This window comes from Cystobacter fuscus DSM 2262 (assembly GCF_000335475.2).
In the GTDB taxonomy this organism is placed as follows: Bacteria; Myxococcota; Myxococcia; order Myxococcales; family Myxococcaceae; genus Cystobacter; species Cystobacter fuscus.
On record NZ_ANAH02000009.1, the window covers coordinates 285,101 to 308,372 of the forward strand.

The window sequence follows — 23,272 nt, forward strand, 5'->3', positions numbered from 1 at the left end:
CCGGCGGGTGGTAGGGTGGGGCCTCCTCATGAGCGGCCTCTTGCGCACCCTCCATCGGCACCGTCTGCGGCGCCGGCCCTTTCCTCCTGAGTGGCTCGGCCACCTGGAGCGCCATGTCCCCTTCTTCGAGGAACTCGCGCCGGAGCCGCGCCAGCGCTTCCTGGAACTGCTCAAGCTCTTCGCCTGGGAGAAGGAGTTCATCGGGGCGGGAGGCTTCACCATCACCGATGAAGTGCGGGTGGTGGTGTCCGCCACGGCCGTGCGCCTGGTGCTCTATCTGGACTTCTCCTATTACGACCGGCTGCGCGAGGTCATCGTCTATCCGGACGCCTTCAGGATTCCGGATCGCACGGGCGTGGTGTTGGGCGAGGCGAAGAACTGGGGGAGCGTCATCCTGTCGTGGCGCTCGGTGCTGGCGGGGTTGCGCAACCCGCATGATGGCCACTCCACGGCCACGCACGAGTTCGCCCATGTCCTGGACCGGGAGGATGGGGCGTTCGACGGCACGCCGGAGCTGCGCCGCTACTCGCACTACGCGGCGTGGGCCTCGGTGATGGGCGAGCACTTCCACAAGCTGCGCGAGGGCCGGCGGCTGGAGCGGCAGGTGATGGATGACTACGGTGGGGTGAACGAGGCCGAGTTCTTCGCCGTGGCCACCGAGTCCTTCTTCGAGAAGCCGCACCAGATGCGGGAGAAGACGCCGGATCTCTACGAGGAGCTCAAGCGCTTCTACGGGTGGGATCCCGCGCTCGGGCGCTGAGCGGGGGACGGGTACACGGTTCCTCGGAAACGCTCAGGAAGTTTCGAGCACGAACAAAAGACCAGCCCACCGTGTGCGATGAGCCGTCGGGGAATGACTCGACTACCCGACAGTCAGCCTGACGTGCGCCGGGTCGACTGACATGTGATGTGGATCACAGCGAGGGCGCGGGAGGTGCTGGTATGTTTTCTCATACCAGGGTTGGGAAGGGCCCGTCCCTGGGGGATGACTCCCCACTTCCTTTTCATCAAAGGTCACCGCCGTGTCCACTCCCGCCCAAAGCAATACACCCGCATCCGTCGAGGAGAAGACGGGGCCCGATACCTTCCTCTTCGGCGCCTCCTCGGCCCCCGCGGACCCGAAGCAGCTGTATCGCTACGACTACAAGAAGCTCGCGCCGCTCGCGATGATCGCAACGCTGCCGAAGGCGGAGAAGCCGAGCCACCAGTGGATGATGCAGTGCGTTCAGTTGTCCCTCCGCGCCGTCCACAATCGCTTGCATTGGGATGACGCGGTCTCGTACACGGACGTGGATACGGCGGAACTCGATCTCAATGAGTTGGGCCTCGGCACCGTGAACCTCGACGCGGCTCCACTCCACGCGGTGAAACCACACGAGGCCGCGGCGATGGCTCCGGCCGACTTCCATCAGATGAGCCCGGAGCAGTTCGCGGCGGCGTTCCCTGGCGAGGAGGGCCCGGTGTCCTTCGGCGGAGAGGAGTCCAAGCCGGGCGTGCTCGCCGTGCTCAAGATGGTCGCGACCATCTCCCGCGAGCTCATCCAGAAGGGCGTCACCGATCCGCTCGGCATCCTCGAGTTCGTGCTCAATCGGGCCAATGTCCACAGGACGGGGCGCCCCAAGTCCCTCGACGACTACGCGCGCTTGTTCGCCACGTTCGAGCGGCCCTGGTTCGCCGACCGGTACGACTCCGACGAGGTCTTCGCCTATCTGCGCGTGGCGGGCTTCAACCCGCTGGTGCTCCAGCGGGTGGCGACGCCGGGAGAGAAGTTCCCGGTCACCGACGCGCAGTTCCGCGTCTCTATCGGCGACACGGGGGACTCGCTGGCCCTGGCGGGCTCCGAAGGTCGGCTCTTCCTCTGTGACTACGCGGCCCTGGCGCGCGTGAAGAATGGCAACTTCCCCGCTGGCCCCAAGTACTGTTTCGCCCCGCTCGCCCTGTTCGCGCTCCCGCGCGGCGGCTCGAGGGCGCGGCGGCTCCATGCGGTGGCCATCCAGTGCGGTCAGGATTCGCGCAACCACCCGGTCTTCACGCCGGCCGACGGCGACGCCTGGAGGAAGGCGAAGCTCGTGGTCACCGTCGCGGACTTCAACCACCACGAGCTGATCTCCCACCTGGGTCGCACCCACCTGCTGATCGGTCCGATGGTGATCGCCACGCGCCGGTGCATCCCCGACGAGCACCCGGTGAGCACGCTGCTGCGGCCGCATTTCGAGGGCACGCTCAACATCAACGACATGGCCCAGGCCACGCTGGTGGCGCCCGGGCATGAGGTGGACAAGTCGCTCGCCGGGACCATCTGGGAGAGCCGGAGGGTCGCCGCGGAGAGCCTGCTCGCCAAACCCTTCAACGAACTCTTCCTGCCCGCCGACCTCGAGGCGCGCGGCGTGACCAGTGCCTCGTTCGACTACCCATACCGCGAGGATGCCCTGGCGCTCTGGCACGCGATCGACGAGTGGGTGAGCAGCTACGTCAAGCTCTACTACGGCTCCGACGAGCAGGTGCGGGCGGACGCGGCGCTCCAGGCCTGGGCGGCGGAGATCGTCTCGCAGGAGGGCGGACGCATCCCGGGTTTCGGGGACGCGGGGGACGGGCGCATCCAGACCGTCGCGTACCTGTGCCAGGCGCTCACGATGATCATCTTCACGGCCAGCGCGCAGCACGCGGCCGTGAACACTCCCCAGGCGGAGCTGATGACCTACGCGCCGGCCACTCCGCCCGCTGCGTACCGGGCGGCCCCGCTCTCCGAGCTGGACTCCGAGAACAGCGACTACCTCGACTACCTGCCGCCGCTCGAGATGGCCGCGCTCCAGATGGATTTCCTGCACATGCTGGGGGGCGTGTTCTACACCCGGCTCGGCCACTACGAGACCCACTGGTTCAAGGACAAGCAGGTGGCGGAGCCGCTCGCCCGCTTCCAGAAGAAGCTCGATGACATCGAGGCGCTGATCACCGAGCGCAACCACACCCGCTTCGGCCCCTATCCGTTCCTGCTGCCGAGCCGGCTCCCCCAGAGCATCAACATCTGAGCCGTCAATGGCGGCACCGCCCGGTGGCGCCCGAGTGCGCACACCGGACCCACGTGCCGGTCCTTCTCATGCGGCGGCCGCCACACGCGTGGTGGCCAGTTGCCGGAGCGCTCCTGGCGAGGGCATCCACTCCACCAGTGACACCGTCGCCCCTCCGTCCGGGTGGGGCTCGGCGACCACCGCGGTGAACCGCGTCTCCAGCTTCGCCAGCCGCTGCCGCTGGGGCTCCAACCCGGGGTTGTTCCGCAACTCATCGAGGAAGTCGGCCCAGTCCGAATCGGGCGCCTCCGGCGACGGCAGCCGCATCAGCCAGATCCAACTGCCGGAGTTCGCGTAGAGCACCTCGGCGTCCTGCTTCCAGCGCGCCGCGTGGGTGTGACCGATGATGACCGCCCCCGCTCCAAACTTCTTCGCCAGACGCTGGGCTTCCTTCGACTCCGCCTCGGTGGGCTCCAGGCTGAGGTAGCGCTGGCCGCTCTGACCCACGAACAGCCGCTGCATGCGCGCGTAGGCGCCCAGGGCGGCGCGGGCAAGCTTGATGCGTGTCTGCTGGCTCGGTTCCACCTCGTCTCCACCGAAGCTCACGGGGGAGGGGCCCATCACTTCCTCCAGCTCTCGCCGCTCCTCGTCGGTGAGGTTGGCCTCGTCCACCCTCTGGGCCAGCCCCAGGTCTTCCTCGACCGGTGCATTGGGGTCGAAGGCGAGCGGCACCTGCGACTTGCGGAACAACTGCCAGAGGATGTCGAAGGTGGTGTTCTGGAACAGCAGCCTCACCGCCGAGGGATTGACCGCCAGCGCTGCCATCACCGCGCCCTGGAAGTCCGGCACCAGCAGGTCCGCGAAGCGCATCCCATACCGCCGCTTGAGCGGGTTGAGCAGCGTCTTCACCAGCACGGAGCCCGCGGCGTACTTGTAATCCCCGGCATGCGCACTGGCCGGAGCGCCAGGCCCGGGCAGATGGGCGTACTCCACCTTGTTCCAGTTGTCCCCGTGGTCTCCATGGGTGAGCAGCAGCCGAGCCCCGCCCACGTCGAGTAGCTCCGGTGCGTCTCCGCGATGGATCAGGAGCCTGGCGGCGATGTCCGGTGGCTGGCGCAGCGCCTCGCGCAGCACGGCCTGCACCTCGCCCAGCGCCAGTTCGATGTCGTGGTTGCCCAGGCGCACGAGGACTTCCCCTCCCACGGCCAGCAGACGCCCCAGCGAGGCGAACACCGTCGCGGTGGAGGGCATGGAGACGAGCGCTCGCGCCTGCCGCACCGCCCGCTCCACCTGGAGCTCGAGCGGATCCTCGTTCATCAGGAAGTCGACCGTGTCTCCATTCAGCACCACCCGGGTGGGGGCGCTGGCGAGGGAGTCGAGGAACGCGGGCAGAGCCGTCTCTCCCGCGAAGATGTCGTAGCCCTGTCCATTGCCCAGGTGCAGGTCGCTCAGAATGACTGTCCGCATCTCAAGACCTCGTGAAGGGATTGCGCTGTCAGGATTCACTTGCGGCTCAGCCGCGCGAGTGCAGCCGTTCCATCGCGGCCAGCCCGGCCTCCTTGTAGACCTGCTCCCAGTGGCGTAGCTGCTTGAGAGAGACGCCCACCCGTTCCGCGATGGCCCGCTGACTCTCCGAACCCGAGAGCAGCGCGAGCACCGCCTCCGCCATCTTCTCGGCGCTGGGAAGGGGCTCCGGGGCCGCCACCGGCCTGCCGAACAACGAAGCGGCGAGCTCCTGGGCCGATACGGGTCGCGCCGCCTTGCTCTCCCTCCCGGCGGAGACCGGCAATCGGACCGCGGGATCCCCCAGCAGGACATAGCCGGCGAGATCCTGGCGCAGCATCCAGAGGTGTGCCCGCTGGGTGGGGTCCACCGGATCCGGGCGGTCCGAGCGCCGGGCCTCCTCCTGCGATTCGTAGAGCGTGGTGAGCTCCGTGTTCGCATCCGTGAAGAAGCGTGACAGCGCGTTCAGACCGACTCCGGCCCGGCGCCCGGACACCAGGGAGCGCAGCAGGCCCTGGAAGCGGGAGGGCCGGTTCTTCGCCGTCGTGCCCGGGTCCTGGAAGCTGTACGACCAGGCCAGATCCATGTGGCCCACGACGGCCAGGGGCCCCTGGGGATTGGCGAGCACCGCCTTGGGCAACGCGGCGACGAAGGGCCGCTCCCCCTGTCGGGGCAGCGAGGCGAGCAGACGGTCCAACGGGCCCGTGAACTGGCCCGCCGCACGCAGCTGGGACAGCCATGGATGGAAGGCGCTCCGCGAGGGGGTCCCCGCGCCGAAGCAGGCCAGGTAGAACCAGAGGCCACCGGGGAGGAAGGGCTGGTTCGCCAGTGCCGAGGCGTCCAGCATCTGCCCGGCGCCCAGGCTCATGGCTCCCTGGAGCCCGTGCTGCGCGTCCACGGACTTCCAGCCCTGGCGAGGCGCGCCCAGCCCATGGCTCAAGGAGAACAGCACGCTCGGCTCTCGCGAGGCCGCCTGCTCCAGCAGCCTGTCCACGGACCCGTTCTCCTCATCCCCCAGCTCCAGGATCTCCTTCGCCGGGAAGTCGCCCAGTTCCTGGCGTTCGCGGCAGCGCTGGAGGCTGGGCGTGATGAGCCCCTGGTAGCCCACGCTCGTCGCCCGCGTCCCGTCATGCGCGGTGTAGAAAAGAGCGCGCGCTTGGGCGTCGGAGGGGTTCTTCTCCCAGCGCAGCACCTTCTCCACATACGCCTGGTAGTCCGCGTCCCGGGAGAACGCGAGCCGCCCGATGAAACCGTCACCGCCGAGGATCTGCTGCATCTCGAGCGAGAGCTGATCCAGATCTCCGAGCATGAGCAGGTAGCGGGGCCGATTCGCCTCCGCGACCGCTTCGTCCTGGAGCACGTGCCTCTTCCACCGAGCCGCCGTGGGGGCGTCCATGTCCGGCGGTGCCCGGTAGACGCGAACGGGCGCGCCCTGGCCCTGCTGGCGTAGCTCGCGCAGAGGCGCGATGAGCGCCAACAGCCGGTCCCCGGCGGGTCCCTCCGGCGCCACCACTCCCCAGCGCTGCGCGGGCAGCTCGTTGGGCTCCCCGCCCGGGTCCCACAGGTGCGTCGGCATGTCGCTGGCCGCGGGCCTGGGCGGGTTCAACGCCGATTCGAGTGGGAGCCCTTCCTCCAAGGTCGGGAGATGGTCGTCCGCGTGGGTCAGGAGCAGTTCGAGGTTCATGTCTGGAGTTCCCGGGGGCGCGGTCTCACTCGGGAATGCCGAGGGCGGCGCGGCCCGCCTTGCCGTAGATGGCGGCGAGGCGTTCGAGTTCGCGGCGTTCGATGCCGTATTTCGCGGCGAGCTCCTTGGGGCTCAGCTCCCCGCACATGAAGTAGCAGATGGCCTCCTCGAGCTTGTCCGCGGCGATGGGCAGTGGCGCGGGCGGGAGAGGCGAGGGGGGCGCGGCCGTGTAGGGCTTGGACCGCTTCGGCTCGACCGGGAGGCGGACCGCCGGATCCCCGAGCAGCACGTAGCCGGCGATGTCCTGCCGCATCATCCAAAGATATCCACGCCGGATCAGCTCGTCGTTCGAGGACGGGGCGCTCGTCTGGACATCTTCGTCGTGGAGGCTGGCGAGTTCGCTGTCGGTGAGCGCGAGGTAGCGGTACAGCTCGCGGAAGCCGATGCCGACCCGGTCCGACTTCAGCATCGTCTTCAGGGTGTTGATGAAGCGGCCCGGACGCTTCTTCGCGGGTGAGTCGTCCTCGCGGAAGCTGTAGGTCCACGCGAGATCGACATGGCCGACGAACGCCAGCGGACCATTCGGGTTGGCGAGCACCTTCTGCGGTGTGGCGGCGACGAAGGGCCTGCCCGTCCCCGCCAGGGTCTTCACCACGTCGGGCACGCTGGGATAGCGCCCGGCCTCGACGAGCTTGCGGAGCCAGTGCTCGTACGCGCTCGTGTCCGGAGTGCCGGCGCCGAAGCACGCGAACATGAACCAGATGCCATTGGGCATGAACGTGCGCGCGGCCAGGTCGTCCGCGCGCAGCAGTCCGTCTCGGCCGAAGCTCATGCTCCCCTGGCCCGCGAGGCGATCCGCCTCCGTCGTCCAGCCCCCCTTGGGCGCGCCAGCGCCGTGGCTCATGCTGAACAAGACGCCCGGAGCGGCGTGTGCCGCGCTCGCCAGGAACCGATCCAGACCCGGCTCCATCTCCTTGCCATGGATGTCGCACTCGTTGGTGGGAAACAGGCCCGTGCCCATCTCACCGCGCATGAGCTCGATGCCGGGGTTGATGAGTGCCTTGAATCCCGCGTCGAGTGCTCTCGAGCCGTCATGAGCCGTGTGAAGGATGACCCGGCCGGAAGCCTCGCGGGGCAGCTTCTCCGCGCGCAGGACCTTCTCGACATAGGCCTCGTAGCCCCGCTCATCGGAGAAGTGGAGGCGGCCGACATAGCCATCCGTGGACTGCATCTGCTGGAGCGCGAGCGGCACCTGATCGAAATCGCCCAGGATGAGCTGATACCGTGGCAGGTCCGTGTTCGTGTGCTCCCCCGCGTCGAAGTGCTTCTTGCGCCACTGCGCGGCCCCGGCCATGGTCATGGGCCCCGCCGGGACGCGATACTCCTTGATGGGGTGTCCTCCCTGCTGCTCCCGCCGGAGCGCGATCAGCGGTTGGATCAGCTCGCGCAGGCGGTCACCCCGGGGGCCCTCGGGGAGGATGAGACCCCATCGCTGGGCCTTGAGGTCGTTCGGGTCCCCGCCTTCCTCCCAGAAGTCGAGCGGCTCCTGAAGCTGCTCCCGGGTGCTCTCGAGCCCGACGGCCGCGTCTACGGGCGGACCTTCCTCCAGCATGGGCGTGTTCGAGTCGGCGTGGACCAACAACAGCTCGAGGTGGTCGTTGTGTCTCGGCATGGGTGTCTCTTCTTGCTGGGAGGTGGTCGGGCTCCGGCATCACGGGCCCTCGGTGCGTACTCTGAAGCCGTATTCCAGAGGGCGCTGTGACTGGCTTCACACGTCAGGTGTGAAGCCGCTCAGCCCACGGGGAGGAAGCGCACGCTCATCCCCTTGGGGCGCATGGTGCCGAAGAAGAGCTCTCCCTTGTACTCCTGGTGGGCGCCCACCTCGGGCCGGCTCGCGGTCAGCAGCGACACGAGCAGCAGCTTGATGTTGAGCAGCCCGAGCGCGCTCCCCGCACACGCCCGCCGGCCTCTGCCGAAGGGAAAGAAGTACCCGCTGCCGAGAGGGTTCTCCGCCAGGGTGTTCCCCTTCCAGCGGTCGGGCTCGAAGCGCTCGGGATCCTTCCAATGCCGGGCCGAGCGATGAAGGGGCCAACACGTGAGGAGGAGGTCGGTGTTGGGTGGCAGGACATGCCCTCCGAGGGTGACCTGCCGGTCCGGGCTCGAACAGCGCGAGTAGATGGGCACGGGAGGCAGCACGCGGAGCGACTCCAGCACCACGCGATTGAACTCCGGGCAGCTCTCGAGCACCTCGAGCATGGGGTCCAACTCGCGAGTCGCCAGCCCGCGCACCTCGGCGAGGACACGCTCCCGCACGTCCGGATGCCGCGTCAGGAGGTACAGCGTGTGGATGACCCCGCTCGTGATCGAGGTCATCCCTCCGAAGAAGATGTTGCCGAGTTGCGTCGCCAGGGTCGCATCATCGAGCGCTGTTCCCACCTGGAGCGTGGCGTGGAGGACGCTCCTGCCAGTTCCGGGTGACTGCCTGGCTTCTCGCACGAGGCGCTCGAACCGGGCTTGCCAGTGCCCGCGCGCACGCGCCCCGGCCGGGGTGAAGGGCAGGGGGATGGGCGAGTTGATCCGGTCGGTGCCCACCTTCACCAGGGTCTGGAACGTGTCGAAGAGCTCATCCTCGAGCAGCCTCCCCACGGCTTGAATCGAGAGCGCCTCGAAGGCGAGGCGCGCGATCACCGGCACGACGTCGCCCAGGGGCTCGCCGCGCGTCGCCTCGACCTGGGCGCGCACCTTCTGGCTGAGCGCTTCACGCACGGCGTGGGCGTCGAACTCGAACCCCCGCGGGCCGGTGGCGTTGCGGGCCGGGTCCGTCTCCCGCTTCTGCTTCCACCGCGCGCCGTTCGCGATGAACTCACTCGCGTCGGTGATGATGGGGAGGAACTGTTTGCGTGGACTGGCCTTGTAGTAGCTGTCGAAGTCCCCTTCGAGCACCCGCCAGATGAGTTCCGGATCCGTGACGATGAGCGTGGGTGTACCGAGGAACCAGACCAGGAGCATGCCACCGTAGCGCTCGGCGAACTGGGAGCAGACCTCCCAGGGGAGCTTTCCGATGAAGTCCTGGGCGTTCCCCAATGGAAGAGAAGGGGCGGGACCAGGAATGCCCGCGTAAGCTTTCATCCGGTGGCGCCAGAGTGCTTGGAAGGCCTTCTGGGGCAGGGTCCGTGTGCTGGATGAACTGGCATCGACTGGGGTTGGCGCGGTGTCATTCATCTGCGGATGTCTCCCTTTCTGGGGTGACGGGGCCCACATAACATCCGAATCCGGGTACATCTTGTTCTTGCCTGCTCACCTCACGAGGAAGCAGTGAGCGCCATGGTACCGTAGAGGTCTTGGGGCCGATGAATCCAATTGCCGGGTATTCCATTCAACAGACGTTGTTCACCAGTACCAGGTCCATCATCTATCGGGCGACGCGGCTCGCGGATGCGCTGCCGGTGGTGCTGAAGGTGTTGAATGCGGAGTTCCCCAGCACCGAGCACGTCGCCCGATTCCATCGCGAGTACCGCTTGACGCGGGCGCTCGCGATGGACGGAGTCATCCAGGTGCTGGCCCTGGAGCGTTTCGGAACGAGCATGGCCCTCGTCCTGGAGGATTTTGGCGGCCAGTCGCTCGCTCTCCAGCTGGGAGGCCGAGCCCTGGGGTTGTCGCGCTTCCTGCGCATGGCTCCGCGGCTCGCGGACATCCTGGGCCACGTCCACCAACGGCAGGTCATCCACAAGGACATCAACCCCTCCAACATCGTCTGGAACCCGGACACCGACGAGCTCAAGCTCATCGACTTCGGTATCGCGACGGAGTTGGTGCGCGAGACGCCCGCTGTCCTCAACCCCCACGTGCTCGAGGGAACGCTCCCCTACATGTCGCCGGAAGCGACGGGCCGCATGAACCGGGCCATCGACTACCGCGCGGACTTCTACTCGCTGGGCGTCACCTTCTATCAACTCCTCACGGGCCGGCTCCCCTTCTCCGCCACGGACCCGATGGAGCTCGTCCACTGCCACATCGCACGGGTGCCAGTGCCTCCCCACGAGCTGGTGCCTGGCGTGCCCGCCGCTGTCTCCCAGCTCGTCATGCGCCTTTTGTCCAAGCGGGCCGAGGATCGCTACCAGAGCGCCTTCGCCTTGGTGCGTGACCTGCGGCGTTGTCAGGACGAGCTCCAGGCCACGGGCCATGTCTCGTCCTTCGAACTCGGGCGTGATGACGTGTCCGAGCGCTTGCAACTCCCCCAGAAGCTCTACGGGCGCCAGCGGGAGATCGACGAGCTGCTCTCCATTTTCGACCGGGCGGCCGAGGGTCGGGCGGAACTGGTGCTCGTCGCCGGCTACTCGGGCATCGGCAAGAGCGCGCTCGTGCACGAGGTGCACAAGCCCATCGTGCAACGCCGTGGACACTTCGTCTCCGGCAAGTTCGACCAGTTCAACCGGAACATTCCCTATGACTCCCTCATCCAGGCACTGCGGGAGCTGATGCGGCAGTTGCTGACCGAACCCACGGAGCGCCTGGCTCAATGGAAGGAGAAGTTGCTGGGCGTCCTGGGCCCCAACGCCTCTGTCATCATCGACGTCATCCCCGAGGTCGAGTTCATCGTCGGAGCGCAGCCACGAGCCCCCGAGCTGCCGCCCACCGAGGCGCAGAACCGCTTCCACCTCGTCTTCGAGGGCTTCGTGCGCAGCTTCGCCGGGCCGGAGCACCCGCTGGTGGTGTTCCTCGACGACTTGCAGTGGGCCGACCTGCCCTCGCTCAAGTTGATCGAGCGGTTGATGACCGACCCGGGCACGCGGCACCTGCTCCTCGTGGGGGCCTACCGCGACAACGAGGCGGGCACGTCGCACCCGCTCCGCTCCCTTCTCGAGGAGATGCAGGCGGCTGGTGCCACCGTGGGCACCATCACCCTTGGCCCGCTGGGCCGCGAGCACTGTATCGAAATGCTCGCCGACACCCTGGGCCGCGCCCCCGCCGACGTCGAGTCCCTGGCGGAGCTCTGTCTGCGCAAGACCGAGGGCAACCCCTTCTTCCTGGGACAGTTCCTGCTGTCCCTGTCCCAGGAGGGGCTGATCCACTTCGACGCGCGGGTGGGCAGGTGGGCGTGGGACATGGACCGGCTCGTCCACACGCCCATGACGGACAACGTCGTGGCGCTGATGGCCACGAAGATTCAAAAGCTTCCGGCGGATGCGCAGCGCGTCCTCTGGCTGGCGGCGTGCATTGGCAACAGCTTCGACCTCAAGACCCTGGCCATTGTCGACGCGCGCGCGCCCCTGGAGACAGCGGAGTCGCTCTGGGCGGGGCTGCGCGAGGGGCTGGTCCTGCCCGTGGGAGACGCCTACAAGTTCATCGAGGATCGCTCCGCCGCCGCGGCCTACGTCGAGCAGGAGGAGCCGGGTGCGAGCGCCAGGGTCGTCTACCGTTTCCTGCATGACCGCGTACAGCAGGCGGCCTACTCCCTCATCCCCGAGGACAGACGGCGGGAGGTCCACCTGCGGATCGGCCGCCTGATGCGCTCGGCGCTCAGCGAGGGAGAGCGCAACGAGGAACTCTTCACCATCGTGGGACACCTCAACCTCGGTGCGGAGCTGATCACCGGGCAGGCGGAGCGGGACGAGCTGGCGGAGCTCAATCTCATGGCCGGGCGCAAGGCGCAGTCCTCCGCCGCGCATGTGGCCACGTTGGGGTATCTGGAGAAGGGGCTGTTGCTCCTGGGCCCCGAGCGCTGGACGCGGTGTTACACGCTGGCGCTCGGGCTCCACACCCAGATGGTGGAGGCGAGCTTCCTGTGCACGGACTTCCCGCGCATGGAACTCCACGCCGCCGAGGTCCTGCAACACGCTCGCGGCACGCTCGACCTGGTCCGGGTCTACGAGATGAGGATCCAGGCCTACATCCTCCAGAATCGGCTCAAGGACTCGGTTCTGACCGCACGCCGGATCCTGGCGCTGCTCGGCATCGAGTTCCCGGAACAGCCGACCCTCGAGCATCTCGCGGCCGCGCTCGCGGAGACCCGGGCCGCCATTGGAGAGCGTCGCATCGAGGACCTCATCGACCTGCCCCCGATGACGGATCCGGTGATGCTCGCGGCGACACGGATCTTCGCGATCATCGCCTCCGCTTCATTTGTCTCCGAGCCGCTGCTCTTTCCCCTCACCACGCTCCGTCAGGTCGTGATCGCGGTGGAGTATGGCAATACGGGAGCATTGGCCTATGGCCATGGCACGTATGGCATTCTTCTCGCCGAGGCGCTCGGAGACATCGACTCCGCCTATGCATTCGGAAAGCTGGCGCTGCGGCTGCTCGATCGCTACGAGGCCCGGGAGTATGTTCCACGCACGCACTTCATCTGGAACATGTGCATCCGGCACTGGAAGGAACACCTGCGTGACTGCCTTCGTGGCTTCCAGGATGTCTACCAGATGGGATTGGAGGTTGGGGATCTCGAGTTCGCCGGGTGGGGGGTGGAGTGGGCCGCGATGAGCTCCTTCCTCCTTGGGCATGAGCTCTCGGAACTCGATCAGCGAAACGCCCGGTGGGTCCAGGCCATCGCACAGCTCGAGCAGAAGAGCGCGCTGAATTACACGCGGATCCAGCATCAGGCCGTGCAGAACCTGAGGGGACTGTCCGAGCAGCCCTGGCTTCTCGTCGGATCCGCGTACGACGAGCGGACGATGCTGCCCATCCACTTCGAGGCGAACGACACATTCGGTCTCGCCACGTTCTTCACCCACAAGCTCCAGCTCTGCTTCCTGTTCGGACGCCAGGCCGAAGCGCTCGAGCAGGCCACGAGGGCCGAGCACTACCTGCGCGGGGCGGCGTCCACTCCCTATGGCCCCCAGTTCCAGCTCTTCGACACGCTCACGCGCCTGTCGCTCTACCCGGAGCTGCCCCCGGAGGAACGTGAACGCGCCATGGAGCGCATTGATGGGGGCGTGACGAAGATGAAGGCCTGGGCCCACCACGCACCGATGAACTACGGGGCCAGGCATGCCTTGCTGGAAGCGGAGCGCCACCGCGTGCGCGGCGAGGTGGAGCAGGCGCGCACGGAGTACTACCGGGCCATCTCCCTCGCCCGGGAGCACGAGTACATCAACGACGAGGCGCTCGCCACCGAGCTGTTCGCCGCCTTCCTTCGGCAGAGGGGAGAATCCGAGGTCGCGCGCTTCTTCATGGCCAAGGCGCGCCACCTCTACCACCTGTGGGGGGCCGAGGCGAAGGTGCGGGATATCGATCGCACCTTCCCGGAGTTGCGCACGGTGGCGGTGTCCTCCAATGGATCCACCACCACTGCTCCGCGCACCGCCATCAGCACCACCACCTCGTCCCAGGACTCTCATTCCTCCCATGCGCTCGATCTGGTGAGTGTCGTCAAGGCCTCGCAGGCCATCTCCGGCGAGGTCGTCCTCACCGAGCTGCTCAAGAAGCTGGTGCGCATCGTCGTCGAGAACGCCGGGGCCCGCTCGGGCCTGCTCGTGCTCGAGGGCGAGCGGCCACTCGTCGCCATGGCGCAGATCTCGCTCCAGGACGAAGCGAACACGGTCACGCTCCACGAGAACCTGGAACAGCTTCCGATTGGCTTCTCACGCGCCATCATGCGCTATGTGGAGCGCACGCAATCGGTGGTGGTGCTCGGCGACGCCTCCCGGGCGGAGGGCTTCCAGTCGGATCCCTACATCCGCGAGCGCCAGCCCAAGTCGGTGCTGTGCATGCCCATCCTCTACCAGAAGAAGCGCGTGGGCCTGCTCTACCTGGAGAACGAGCTGCTGGCCAACGCCTTCACGCCCGAGCGCTGCGAGGTGCTCGAGCTGCTGGCCGCGCAGAGCGCCATCTCCCTCGAGAACGCCAAGCTCTATGACACCCTGGAGGCCCGGGTGAAGGAGCGCACGCGCGAGCTCTCCGACACGCTGCGCACCCTGCGCGAGACGCAGAAGCAGCTAGTCCTCCAGGAGAAGCTCGCCTCCCTCGGCAGTCTCACCTCGGGCATCGCCCACGAGCTCAAGAATCCACTCAACTTCGTCAACAACTTCGCCCAGTCCGCGGTGGGTCTCATCGACGAGCTCCGCGAGGCGCTCCAAGGCCAGCGTGACACCCCGGCACGGGAGGGCACTCCGATGGTGGACGAGGTGCTCGACGAGCTGACCCTCGCCGCGACGAGGATCTCCGAGCATGGCTCGCGAGCCGACCGCATCATCCGCGCGATGCTCGAGCACGCGCGCTCGGGCGTTGGCAGACCCAGCCGGGTGGGCATCAACGAGCTCGTGCGGGAGCACGTCAACCTCACCATCGTGGGCCATGGCTCCCGGCCGGGGGCCACCATGCTCGGAGCAGTGCTCCAGGAGGATTACGACGAGCGCCTGGGCAACGAGCTCGTCACGCCGGAGAACCTCGGGCGCGTCATCCTCAACCTCACGAACAACGCGCTCTACGCGCTCGCGCTCAAGAAGAGCGCGCTGGGCGAGGCCTTTACCCCCGTGCTGGCCGTGAAGACGCGTGACCTGGGGGACCGGTTCGAAATCCGCATCCGGGACAATGGGCCGGGCATCAGCGCGGCGAGCAGGGAGAAGATCTTCACTCCCTTCTTCACCACCAAATCCTCTGGAGAGGGCACGGGACTGGGCCTGTCCATCAGCCACGACATCGTGGTGCAGGGCCACGGGGGCACGCTGGAGTTCACGAGCGAGGAAGGCCAGTACACCGAGTTCGTGGTGACGCTGCCCAAGCGTACGGGCGATGGTTGAGCGGTGTGTTCCGGGGACCGCTACGACGTGTCTGGAAGTGCCCCGAATCAAGAAGGGGCATGCCGCATCGGATGAGACGAAGCCCCCGTGATAAGAGGACCCGCCATGAAGAGCCCCATCCTCCAGACCCTGCCCCTTGGCTCACCCCCCTGGGTGACCGCGGATCCGTTCCTGTTCTGCGTGCACCATGACGACCACTACCCCGCCGGTAACGAGCATCTGGGACCGGAGGCCTCGCTCGACGGCCGCAACCTTGGCCAGGACTTCGCGGGGAAAGACGGCTGGAGCATGTACCACGGTGAGCAGGTGCCGGGCTTCCCCGGGCACCCGCACCGCGGTTTCGAGACGGTGACGCTGGTGCGCAACGGGTTCATCGACCACTCGGACTCGCTCGGCGCCACCGCGCGCTTCGGCTACGGCGACGTGCAGTGGTTGACCGCGGGCGCGGGCATCGTGCACTCGGAGATGTTCCCGCTCGTGAAGAAGGGCGAGCCCAACCCCACCGAGCTGTTCCAGATCTGGCTGAACCTCCCGGCCGAGGACAAGCACGCGCCCCCCCACTTCTCGATGCTCTGGAGCCAGGACATCCCCCGCCTCACGTTCACCGACGCGGCGGGCCGGCGCACCGAGGTGACGGTCGCCGCGGGCGAGCTCGAGGGCCGGCGCGCGCCGCCGCCGCCGCCCCGCTCGTGGGCCTCGCGTCCGGACACCGACGTGGCCATCTGGACCGTGCGCCTCGAGCCCGGTGCGACGTGGACCCTTCCGCCCGCGAAGAACCCGCGCGCCCAGCGCACGCTCTACTTCTTCGAGGGCGACGCGCTGAAGGTCGCGGACCACGTCGTCCGTGAGCACCAGATATTGGCCGTGCAGAGCGATGTCGCGCTGCGGCTCGAGGCTCAGGGCGGCGCGGTCGAGGTGCTGATGTTGCAGGGGCGCCCCATCGGGCAGCCCGTCGTGCAGTACGGCCCCTTCGTGATGAACACCCGCGCGGAGATCCAGCAGGCGTTCAACGACTACCAGCGCACGCGCTTCGGCGGCTGGCCGTTCGGGAAGGACGACCCGGTGCACTCGCGCGAGGAGGGCCGGTTCGCGCGGCACGCGGACGGCCGCATCGAGCGGCCAGCTCGCTGAGGCCATCCGGCACCGGGAGGTGGCCTTCTATGAGGCGCGGCGGGGGGGCGGCTCCGTCACGCGGAGGGTGGCCACCACCTGGCCGTGGTCGGACTGGATGCGGTCGGGCCGCTCCCGGCTCAAGGTCCGGTCCACGAGGTGGTCATTGAAGTAGTGGACGTACTCCACCTCGCCCAGCCGTCTGGGATTGACCCGGCTGAACTCCTGGGAGACATAGATTTGGTCCAGGGTGTCGTAATAGCCATTGTAGATGTGGCTGTAGCTGACATCCCGCCGGGTGTTCTGTCGCGCCTGGATGTCGAAGGCGTTGTAGAGCAGCACATCCCAGATGGCTTGCTTCTCGTCATGGGGCAGGTAATGCACGGGGGGCGTGCCCGAGACGATCACCGTCGTGACGGACAAGGCGGAGTCGTTCAGGTCTCCGAGCAGGACCACGGGCCGCTGCGTCCCCTCCATCAGCTTGAGCAGGATGCAGCGCAGGGCATAGGCCTCGGCGGAGCGGACCATGAGGGAGCGCGCGCTGCCCAGGGCGATGTTCTTGGCGTCCGACTCCGTCTCCTCGTCCAGCAACGGGCGCTTGGACTTGAGATGCGCGACGAGCACGGACAGCTCCAGGCCCGTCGGCAGCTTCAGGTCTGCCTGCAACACCGGACGGGAGAACGACTTGATGGGGCCGGGAATCCCGGAGACCGTGAGCTCGAAGCCGTCTGGAAAATCCTGGTGAGTGATCGTCCGGACGACTTCCAGTGAGGTCGCCAGCCCCACCTGGGGGGCCTTCTGCTCCTGGGTCGCGACCATCACATGGAGGGGGGCGCTCCCGGGATTTCCCGCCTGGACGGCGTCCTTCAGCGCATCCAGATGCCACACTTCCTGGAAGCCGACGACCTCGGCATCCATCCGTCGCAACTGGCCGCCAATCCATGCGATCTTGTTCGCGTACTCTTCCTTGCTGAACGGCCTGTCGTTCGGATAGGTCACCTGCCCCGGCAGGGCGAGATTGAGCACATTGAAAGTCCCTACCTTGAATCGCGACATTCGCGTCTCCTGAATTCGAATCCCGGTGCGCTGGCGGGCGCCCCGCCCCCCGGAGAAGACCTCCGTGTCGAGCGAGTGTACGGGTTTTCCCGCATCGTCGCATGGGAGGAGGAGGGGCCTCCTGGGTAGTGGACGGTTGCCGCGACGAAGTGTTCGACATCTTCCTCGGTGGGCCACGTCATGTATGCGCTCCGTGGGCCACTCTGGTGTGATGCCGGGGCGCGTCAACGCGCTGCGCGCGGGGAGCGAATGGGTGAAGACAGGGAGCAGAGGGTCGGACTCGAACGCGAGGGCACCGCGAACGTTCGGAATGCGGCTGATCATCGCCTACAAGTTCGTGAAGGCCGTCTTGATGATCGGACTGGCGCTCTGGTTCACGGTCGATCCGGAGGCCGCCTATTCGTTCGGGCAACACGTCGCGTACGAACTCGTCGAAGCGCGGCCCTTGCTGGTGCGGATTGGCAACTGGCTCCACGGCCACCTGACGGAGCAGGTGATCGAACGCAGCGCCCTGGTGGCCTGGCTGGACGGGACCACCACGGCGCTCGAGGGCCTCCTGCTCCTGCTGGGAAAGCCGTGGGGGGAATGGCTCGTCACGATCAACCTGTCCTTGTTCCTGCCCTTCGAGGTCTATGAGCTGATCCACAAGCCGGGGGTGGGCAAGGCCATCGTGCTGCTCCTCAACGCCGCGATCGTCGTGTACCTGCTGTATGCGCGGCTACTCCCGGTCCACCGCGCCCGTTCAGGACGGACTCCCCCGGCCGGGTAGGGGAACTGGCCCTTCTCCTCGCGACGTCACCTGTCGAGGAAGCGGCGCTCCCAGCGCAAGGTCTCCTCTCCGTCGATAGGGTATTGAGTACGGGGCTCCTGGTAGAGCCAGGGCTCCAGTGCGCGTGCCCACTCGCGGTAGAGGGGCAGGTCCCGGCCCTGCTCGGTGTCACCCGCTTCGGGCCAGGAGCCCAGGGTGACGACAGCCCGGTTGCCGGGCATCTCTTGAATGCGGACCTCCTGAGAAGAGAAGCGGGAGCGCAGGCCGGTGACTCCTCCCAGTTCGTCGAGCACGGGGGCACCCAGGAAGTTCATCCACGCGGGACCGCGGATCCGTGTGCCGATGTTCCAGGACACATGCCCCAGTTCGGTGTCGTCCAGTCCCGGGTGGCGAAAGCGCAGGAATGAAAGTTCTCTCGGAATGCCAACGTGGTTGAATGCGAGGCCCGCGTGGCCAGAGCAGAAGGGCAGGGGGTCCGCGAGTTCCCACATGAGTTCTCGCACGTGCTCCGGTCCCTTTTCTTCCAGGTACTCGGTGGGGAGCCAGAAGGACACTGCACTGACGGCGTTTCGATCCAGGCTGTCCGGTAGCTTTCCGCAATACTCGACTTCGTAGCCGCGGGCTGACTCCGGGCTGTCACACCATTTGAAAAGGAGGTCGCCGGAAGCGTGCTCATCTCTCAGCTCGCGTAAGGTCTTGTTCCGCGCCGAGTCATCCAATTCCCACCAATCGCCATTGTAATCGGGCGACCATGAGGGTGTACCTGGCCCGACGGCTTGCAGGTAGGTTTCCATCGAGCTTGCCACCTTGGATGCAATCTCTTCATGCGGATGATTCATGTAGAGGCAGATGCGGATGCCCTCGCGAATCAACAACCCACCATGCCAGGCGGGGTATCGTATTCGTGGATAGTGAGCGCTCATTGGATTTTCCAAACAGGAGCAACGCGAAAAGGTTCGACGCCTGATAATTCTTTGTACGCTTTCCCCTGGTTGAGTTCAGAATAAGGGTGTCCCTGTGGGTACTTGTTCCACTGGGGCTCATTGCTGATAGGGCAGGGGAACTTGAAGTCGTAGATAGCCAGAATCCGAAGTGGATCGCCTGAGTGGATGACCACGTCCGGTACGAGCGTCCCCACGAGTTCGTCGCCGCAACTTTTTCGTAGGAGTTCTCGTGTTTCCTTTGAACCAAGCAACTGCTTTTGTCCTGTTTGACGGTCGTACCGGTAGCGTGGCTCCATGCTGAAGCTGCCTGGTGCCAGGATCTCCAGCTTCGCCTGTGCACACTGGAGGGCGAGTGTGTGCTTTTCTCTACCCAGGCGCATGGCCCGAGTCACCTTCCTGCCACATGCGTCCACTTCCAAGACTTCCTGACATTGTTCTCGCGAGGGACTACGACCGCCCATGCGTAGGTCATTGACCTCCGCGTGGGCCTGCTGCGCGCACTCCACCAAGGCATCTTCGATGCTCGACCGGGTGGAGGCGGTGAGGACACGGAGCGTGGAGGAGATGGACGCAAGTTCGGCACCACCCCGGACCGTGGGGACCACTGTTTCTTCGCCCATCACGGTGGCGCAGTAATCTGGTTTCTGCCGACAGGCGCTCGTGGCGCTGTCGAAGGCGTAACTGGCCGGGATCAAGGTCAATGCGACCAGTACTCCCCACTTGCTCCGGATGTTCCTTGGAGTCGGCATGTCACCTCGTTGGATGAGGCGGGAGAGTGTGGCATGGATGCCGTCAATGGAGGAAGAGCGCATTCGTGGTGCGCCATCCTCGCTGCCCGGGCGGATGGTACGTGGTAGATGGCGGGGTCGTCATGGGCCTGGAGTTTTAGCCGGAGTCAGCCGATGAGCAGCGCATATCCTCGAATTCGCCACCATGAGCAGGGGCCAGACGGTGATGTGCTCGTGCGGAGAGAGGTCATCCGGCTGGTGTTGCACCTGCCGTTCAATCATGACGCGCTCGCGCTTCCCATCCAGCGTGCTCTCGATATGTACCTGGACGCGGTTGGGACGGGGCCCGAGAGCTTCTCGGAGTACTCCTTGGGGTACGAGCCCGCTGCTCTTCACGAGGACAGTTGGTCGAACATCCGCCAGATGCTCTCCACTTCGGACGAGGAGTATTTCCTCGATGACGAGGCGGATGAGCAACTCCGCTTGATGCAGATGAAGAACCAGTTCGACCGGATGGTGGAATTGTCGAGCGAGGAGCGCGGCGTCACTGGTTACGGCTTCTTCTACTGGGCCCGTCTGCCGTGGCGCGTGCCTCCGAAGAATCAGGTGAGTCTGGTGAGCTTTTCCTGGCCCACGGAAGACCTGGAGGAGTGTGGTCCCGGGCGGATGAGGGAAGAGATGATGGCGCTGGCCGCGCTGCTGCCCTATTCCTCGGGTCACGCGGGGCTCGCCTTCTCCTCCCCGAACCTCTGGGGACCCTCCATGAAGGACATCCATGAGGAGGCGCTACTCTACCCAGGCCTGGACGTGACACACGGTCAGCGGGAACTGGGCACGCGCGTGGATGGCGTGCACTGGCTCAATTTCCTGGGCCCGGAGGTGTTGTCCCAGGTGGGAGGTGCCGAGGCGCTCCGTTCTCGGCTGCATTCCCCTTCCACCACCGTGCACTCACTCGAGGGCGGGCGAGTCCTGGTGTCACTGGGCCCTGGCCCCGAGGCGGGTGACCTGCACCGAGGCGACACGCTGCCCGCCTACCGCGAGTTGGCGCGCGTGCTCGAGCCCTGGCTCTATCCCTTCCCAGAGAAGTCCTGGCGGGACTGCCTTCCCGATACAGCCCGCCGCTGGTGGCGCCGCTTTCTCGACGAGTGACCCTTGCTGGGGCCTCTTCACGCCCAGAGGCCATTCACGGTTTCGCGGACTGCGGCGGGCGGCCCCGGTCCTTCGAGACGGGCATGTAGCACTTGCCCTGGTACTCGGCCTGGACGGCGGTGCAGGGAGGGCGCCGCTCAAGCGTCACCCAGCAGCCTCCGTTGATCTCAACCTCACCCAGATCAGGTCTACAGGGAGCTTTCGCCTGATTGCGGAAAGGCTCGTAGGGCAGGGGATAGGCGATGGACGTTGTTGATGGCTCACCTGTATTGGCCAGAATTGGCGCATTGAGCTGAGAGGGCCTCTTTCCTGCCTCGTCCCAAGAGGTGAGTTCCGATTGCATCGAAGCACCCACCTCTTGGATCCAGACACCCAGCGCGAGCACGGCGGCGCCCGCTGCGACGCACGCGGCCCACCGCCCCCAGGGACGCACGGCTCCCCGAGCAATGTGGGCCTGTACCTTGGGGTTGTCCTCCACACGCGTGAGGGCGGCGGTCATCTGCACGAAGACGTTCGTCAACTCCGACACCTGCGCCGAGTCGGGCGAACGCACCACCGTCAGTGACATGGAGGATGTGCCAGGCCGGCAATAGACCCGCAGCTCCCAGGCTCCCTCGGGTCGCCAGTCCACGCCCGCTCCCGGCAGCAGCGTCAGGGCCGCCCTGCCTGTCCATCCATGCCGCGCTTCGTAGAGGCGGCCCAGCTCCGGCCCCACCTCCTCGTAGCTCTTGCCGAGCAGGAACGGCCCCTCCCCGCTGTCCTTCCCGCGCTCTTCATCCGCCATGTGACGCCCCTTGCTGGACTGTGCCCACACGGCAGCGGATTTGACCGCTCAAGTCAAGTCAAGAGAGAGGTCTTGTTAGGTTCAATGAGCGATTCCGCGAGGAGAGCGAGAGCCCGGGTGCTGCGCTTTCCGCGGCTCACGGATGGCCGGAGCGGTGTGGGTCTTCCTTCGGGAGCGAGACGAGCGAGCCGACCGGGTAGTGGTCAGGACCGTGGTGGCCGGGACGCACGGACGTAGCCCGAGACTCGGGGATTGCTTGGCGTCAGATCGGAGGGAGTCGGGACGTCTGGCGGCGCGAATTCCTGACGAGGAGCAACACGATGGGATGGGCGACCGATGCGGTCAGCGCGTTGACGAGGGGAGAAGAGGTCACGGTCCGGCCGCGAGGCGGCTCGATGCGAGGACGGATCGAGGATGGGCAGCCGGTCACGTTGGGTCCCGTTGACCCGGCCGTGGTGGAGGCCGGAGACGTGGTGCTGGTTCGGTGGAGGGGGGGCTTCCTTCTGCATCTGTTGAAGCAGGCCACCGTGGACCGGCTGCTCATCGGCAACAACGTGGGCAAGGTGAACGGTTGGGCGAGTCGCCGCGCCGTCCTCGGGCGCGTGGTGCGGGTCCATCCTTTGGGAAGGTAATGCTCGGCAGCCCGCTGCCCGCTACGGACACTTTTCTTCCTTGGGACCCACGGGGTGGTCTCGCGTGTGAGGAACCTGGCAGACTGCGCGTCATGACGGAGCTGGCCGCATACCTGGAGCTGGGTGAGGGCGAGGCCCGCCGGCAGTGGCTCCAGGTTCGCGAGCGGATCGAGCGCAAGCGGCAGGAGCCCTTCCTGCCCATCGAGGTGCTGCTCTGCTACGCCCTGTTCTTCGTGCTCAATCCCCACTCCTTCGGAGGCTCGAACATCAACAGCCTTCCCGATGGGGTGAAGCTCCTGGCGCACACCCTGCGACGCACGCCGGGCTCCCTGACGAGCAAGATGCTGAACCTGGATGGCTCCCGGAAGAACAGCGCCCGGCTGGAGCCAGAACTCTTCTCCCGGTTGGCCCAGGAGCCGGATCGCTTCGCGGCGTTGTACCAGACCGTCCTGCGGGCGGCTCGGGACGTGGCGTTGGGGCCGGAGCGCGTCCCGGACGTGCTCGGAGTTTTGCAGGTCGGTGCCGTGGAACTCCTGGGTCAGGACGAGCTGGGTTCGGGTGAGATCGACCAGGTGCTTCACGAGCATCGTGGCGAGCTGGTGCAGCTCGAGCAGTCCTTTCATCTGGGCGAGTCGCGGACGACGCGCCTGGTGGAGCAGCGGGTCCGGCTTGGTCAGCATCGCTTCGCCACCCGCGTGCTGGAGAACTATGCGCACCGCTGCGGCTTCTGTGGCTTCGCGCCGAGCGGGCTTCGTGGTCATCGGCTGCTCGTGGCTTCTCACATCAAGCCGTGGGCCGTTTCGACCGACAAGGAGCGGATGGACGTCGCCAATGGCATCACGGCCTGCCCCACGCATGACGCGGCCTTCGACACGGGATTGCTCACCATCAACGGGGGGTTGCGCATCCACCGGGCGCAACCCCTGCGGGCGAGCATGGCCGCCGATGCGGGGACGGAGTGGTATTTCGGCGAGCGCATCCTGGGCTCCCAGCTCGTCAGGCTTGATCCAAAGTCCTGGGGGGAGGTTTTGAGGAGGGGTGGGAGGGAGACAAGCCGTATCAGGCAATGAGGTGGCGTTCTCCCAGACGGCCCTCGCGAGAGGCGCCCCCCGGGGAGGGATACTGGCTGAAGACGGACCCGCGAAGCCGAGGAGGTGGAAGCAGAGG

Annotated in this window: 16 protein-coding genes; 8 read left to right on the forward strand and 8 right to left on the reverse strand. The window is 66.5% G+C overall.

What is annotated here, in order from left to right:
* The first annotated feature begins 28 nt into the window (after nt 1-28).
* A complete protein-coding gene (locus tag D187_RS17510; protein WP_002643455.1) occupies nt 29-760 on the forward strand; it encodes a M90 family metallopeptidase in 732 nt (243 codons plus the stop codon).
* Nucleotides 761-1,022: 262 nt separating this feature from the next.
* On the forward strand, nt 1,023-3,029 hold the full coding sequence (locus tag D187_RS17515; RefSeq protein WP_002643454.1) for a lipoxygenase family protein: 2,007 nt from the start codon (nt 1,023-1,025) through the stop codon (nt 3,027-3,029).
* Between the two features lie 66 nt (nt 3,030-3,095).
* On the opposite strand, the gene D187_RS17520 is transcribed toward D187_RS17515, so the two are convergent.
* The 4 genes from D187_RS17520 to D187_RS17535 form a co-directional block, all read right to left on the reverse strand.
* Complete coding sequence (locus D187_RS17520) at nt 3,096-4,475, reverse strand: metallophosphoesterase family protein (protein WP_002643453.1); 1,380 nt, start codon at nt 4,473-4,475, stop codon at nt 3,096-3,098.
* Nucleotides 4,476-4,521: 46 nt separating this feature from the next.
* The gene (locus D187_RS58765) at nt 4,522-6,195 is read right to left on the reverse strand and encodes a helix-turn-helix domain-containing protein (protein ID WP_002643452.1); all 1,674 of its coding nucleotides are present in this window, start codon (nt 6,193-6,195) and stop codon (nt 4,522-4,524) included.
* 25 nt (nt 6,196-6,220) lie between these two features.
* Nucleotides 6,221-7,867, reverse strand: a complete 1,647-nt coding sequence (locus tag D187_RS17530) for a hypothetical protein (protein WP_002643451.1) — start codon at nt 7,865-7,867, stop codon at nt 6,221-6,223.
* 119 nt (nt 7,868-7,986) lie between these two features.
* On the reverse strand, nt 7,987-9,324 hold the full coding sequence (locus D187_RS17535; RefSeq protein ID WP_162159649.1) for a cytochrome P450: 1,338 nt from the start codon (nt 9,322-9,324) through the stop codon (nt 7,987-7,989).
* A 221-nt stretch (nt 9,325-9,545) separates the two neighbouring features.
* Here D187_RS17535 and D187_RS17540 point away from each other — a divergent pair, with 221 nt between their 5' ends.
* On the forward strand, nt 9,546-14,933 hold the full coding sequence (locus D187_RS17540; RefSeq protein ID WP_002643449.1) for a trifunctional serine/threonine-protein kinase/ATP-binding protein/sensor histidine kinase: 5,388 nt from the start codon (nt 9,546-9,548) through the stop codon (nt 14,931-14,933).
* Between the two features lie 105 nt (nt 14,934-15,038).
* Nucleotides 15,039-16,064, forward strand: coding sequence for a pirin family protein (locus D187_RS17545; RefSeq protein ID WP_002643448.1), 1,026 nt, complete (start codon nt 15,039-15,041; stop codon nt 16,062-16,064).
* Between the two features lie 27 nt (nt 16,065-16,091).
* On the opposite strand, the gene D187_RS17550 is transcribed toward D187_RS17545, so the two are convergent.
* Nucleotides 16,092-17,099, reverse strand: coding sequence for an endonuclease/exonuclease/phosphatase family protein (locus D187_RS17550; RefSeq protein ID WP_043430265.1), 1,008 nt, complete (start codon nt 17,097-17,099; stop codon nt 16,092-16,094).
* A gap of 310 nt (nt 17,100-17,409) precedes the next feature.
* Between D187_RS17550 and D187_RS50020 the strand changes: the two genes are divergently transcribed.
* Nucleotides 17,410-17,868, forward strand: coding sequence for a DUF2127 domain-containing protein (locus D187_RS50020; protein ID WP_002643446.1), 459 nt, complete (start codon nt 17,410-17,412; stop codon nt 17,866-17,868).
* Between the two features lie 26 nt (nt 17,869-17,894).
* Here the strand turns inward: D187_RS50020 and D187_RS17560 are convergent, their stop codons facing one another.
* Together D187_RS17560 and D187_RS55215 are read right to left on the reverse strand one after the other, a co-directional pair.
* Nucleotides 17,895-18,791 carry a type VI immunity family protein gene (locus D187_RS17560; protein ID WP_076606180.1) on the reverse strand — a complete coding sequence of 299 codons (897 nt, stop codon included), beginning with the start codon at nt 18,789-18,791 and terminating at the stop codon, nt 17,895-17,897.
* On the reverse strand, nt 18,788-19,624 hold the full coding sequence (locus D187_RS55215) for a hypothetical protein (protein WP_155893406.1): 837 nt from the start codon (nt 19,622-19,624) through the stop codon (nt 18,788-18,790). Before D187_RS55215 ends, D187_RS17560 begins: the two co-directional genes overlap by 4 nt.
* Nucleotides 19,625-19,714: 90 nt before the next feature.
* Here D187_RS55215 and D187_RS17565 point away from each other — a divergent pair, with 90 nt between their 5' ends.
* The gene (locus D187_RS17565; RefSeq protein WP_002643443.1) at nt 19,715-20,689 is read left to right on the forward strand and encodes a type VI immunity family protein; all 975 of its coding nucleotides are present in this window, start codon (nt 19,715-19,717) and stop codon (nt 20,687-20,689) included.
* 34 nt (nt 20,690-20,723) lie between these two features.
* Here D187_RS17565 and D187_RS17570 read toward each other — a convergent pair whose 3' ends face one another.
* A complete protein-coding gene (locus D187_RS17570; protein ID WP_002643442.1) occupies nt 20,724-21,473 on the reverse strand; it encodes a hypothetical protein in 750 nt (249 codons plus the stop codon).
* Between the two features lie 395 nt (nt 21,474-21,868).
* Here D187_RS17570 and D187_RS17575 point away from each other — a divergent pair, with 395 nt between their 5' ends.
* Together D187_RS17575 and D187_RS17580 are read left to right on the forward strand one after the other, a co-directional pair.
* On the forward strand, nt 21,869-22,105 hold the full coding sequence (locus tag D187_RS17575; RefSeq protein WP_051256400.1) for a hypothetical protein: 237 nt from the start codon (nt 21,869-21,871) through the stop codon (nt 22,103-22,105).
* Nucleotides 22,106-22,197: 92 nt separating this feature from the next.
* Complete coding sequence (locus tag D187_RS17580; RefSeq protein ID WP_020918105.1) at nt 22,198-23,175, forward strand: HNH endonuclease; 978 nt, start codon at nt 22,198-22,200, stop codon at nt 23,173-23,175.
* Nucleotides 23,176-23,272: the final 97 nt, after the last annotated feature.

What these genes read in the sequence shown, in the direction of transcription:
- D187_RS17570 (WP_002643442.1), bottom strand. Translation starts at nt 21,473, where the DNA reads ATGGCGGATGAAGAGCGCGGGAAGGACAGCGGGGAGGGGCCGTTCCTG.
- D187_RS17535 (WP_162159649.1), bottom strand. Translation starts at nt 9,324, where the DNA reads ATGAAAGCTTACGCGGGCATTCCTGGTCCCGCCCCTTCTCTTCCATTG.
- D187_RS17565 (WP_002643443.1), top strand. Translation starts at nt 19,715, where the DNA reads ATGAGCAGCGCATATCCTCGAATTCGCCACCATGAGCAGGGGCCAGAC.
- D187_RS17530 (WP_002643451.1), bottom strand. Translation starts at nt 7,867, where the DNA reads ATGCCGAGACACAACGACCACCTCGAGCTGTTGTTGGTCCACGCCGAC.
- D187_RS50020 (WP_002643446.1), top strand. Translation starts at nt 17,410, where the DNA reads ATGCGGCTGATCATCGCCTACAAGTTCGTGAAGGCCGTCTTGATGATC.
- D187_RS17580 (WP_020918105.1), top strand. Translation starts at nt 22,198, where the DNA reads ATGACGGAGCTGGCCGCATACCTGGAGCTGGGTGAGGGCGAGGCCCGC.
- D187_RS17545 (WP_002643448.1), top strand. Translation starts at nt 15,039, where the DNA reads ATGAAGAGCCCCATCCTCCAGACCCTGCCCCTTGGCTCACCCCCCTGG.
- D187_RS58765 (WP_002643452.1), bottom strand. Translation starts at nt 6,195, where the DNA reads ATGAACCTCGAACTGCTCCTGACCCACGCGGACGACCATCTCCCGACC.
- D187_RS17510 (WP_002643455.1), top strand. Translation starts at nt 29, where the DNA reads ATGAGCGGCCTCTTGCGCACCCTCCATCGGCACCGTCTGCGGCGCCGG.
- D187_RS17550 (WP_043430265.1), bottom strand. Translation starts at nt 17,099, where the DNA reads ATGTCGCGATTCAAGGTAGGGACTTTCAATGTGCTCAATCTCGCCCTG.
- D187_RS17560 (WP_076606180.1), bottom strand. Translation starts at nt 18,791, where the DNA reads ATGAGCGCTCACTATCCACGAATACGATACCCCGCCTGGCATGGTGGG.
- D187_RS55215 (WP_155893406.1), bottom strand. Translation starts at nt 19,624, where the DNA reads ATGCGCTCTTCCTCCATTGACGGCATCCATGCCACACTCTCCCGCCTC.
- D187_RS17575 (WP_051256400.1), top strand. Translation starts at nt 21,869, where the DNA reads ATGCGAGGACGGATCGAGGATGGGCAGCCGGTCACGTTGGGTCCCGTT.
- D187_RS17540 (WP_002643449.1), top strand. Translation starts at nt 9,546, where the DNA reads ATGAATCCAATTGCCGGGTATTCCATTCAACAGACGTTGTTCACCAGT.
- D187_RS17520 (WP_002643453.1), bottom strand. Translation starts at nt 4,475, where the DNA reads ATGCGGACAGTCATTCTGAGCGACCTGCACCTGGGCAATGGACAGGGC.